Origin of the sequence: Paraburkholderia sp. RL17-368-BIF-A (assembly GCF_046054045.1) — a bacterium.
Taxonomy (GTDB): Bacteria; Pseudomonadota; Gammaproteobacteria; order Burkholderiales; family Burkholderiaceae; genus Paraburkholderia; species Paraburkholderia graminis.
Window position 1 is genome coordinate 1 of record NZ_JARESN010000040.1, and the last position, 962, is coordinate 962.

1 protein-coding gene is annotated in these 962 nt (G+C 59.3%); it reads left to right on the forward strand.

Translation table 11 applies throughout. The features are described 5' to 3' along the window. Positions 1 to 962 (forward strand): type VI secretion system Vgr family protein (locus P0D87_RS31520; protein WP_408637121.1); only part of this gene is annotated, 962 nt, incomplete at both ends.

The following is a 962-nucleotide window of genomic DNA, read 5'->3' on the forward strand; positions in this document are numbered from 1 at the left end:
CGAGAAGATGGGCGCGCCCACCGAGGTGCGCATCGAGTTGACCCACCCGCAGCAGCTTGCACGGGCTGACTATCTGAACCTTGATGCGGTTTTCGGCATCGAGAATGACGATGGAACAGTGCGGAAATTCAGTGGTTTCATCGAGCGCTTCTCCACCATCCAGACCACGAAGGACTACGTAAAGTACGAGGTCGTTCTGAAGTCACACTTCGGACGGCTCCAGGCGGTTACGGATACGCACGTCTACCAGCGCGTCACCACACCGCAGATCCTCATGGCGGTGTTGCGCCGTCATGGCATCCGGGATCACCAGACATCGTTCCGTCTGCGCCGTCAGTATCCGGTCCATCTCTGGCGCTTCCAGCACCAGATGACCGATTTCGATTATGTCCACATGCTGATGGAGAAGGCGGGGATCTACTGTTTTATCGTGGAAACGGAATACGGTGACCAGATCGTCTTTGCAGATGACATCGATCATTATCTCTATGACGATCCACGGCGGATCGTGCCGTACCGCGAAGCGGCCGGTCTCGAAGCGGGCGGCGTGGAGGCGGTGACGACACTGAAGACTCACACAGAGACAGTGCCGCAGTCGTTCATGGTTGCGGACTATAACCCTGAGTCAGCATGGGAGCGATACCGGGATTCGGCTAACGTCGCGCCTGGCGATTCCACGACCTACGGACAGCCCTACATCTACGGCACGCATCATCTCGACCAGACCGGCGCCAAGTGGGAAGCGCAGTTGCGCCACGAGGCGGCCATCGCACGACAGGTCATTTACGAGGGCGAAAGCAACGTACTCGCGTTGCAGTGCGCAAGCGTGCTGGAGACGGATATTGTCCTGCCCGACGCGCCGAAAGGCCAGGTGATCATTGAGGTCACGCACAGCGGCGCGCGCGATGCGTCGTATTCGAACAGCTACAAGGCGATCCCCGCCGACCGGCGTTTCCGGCTCC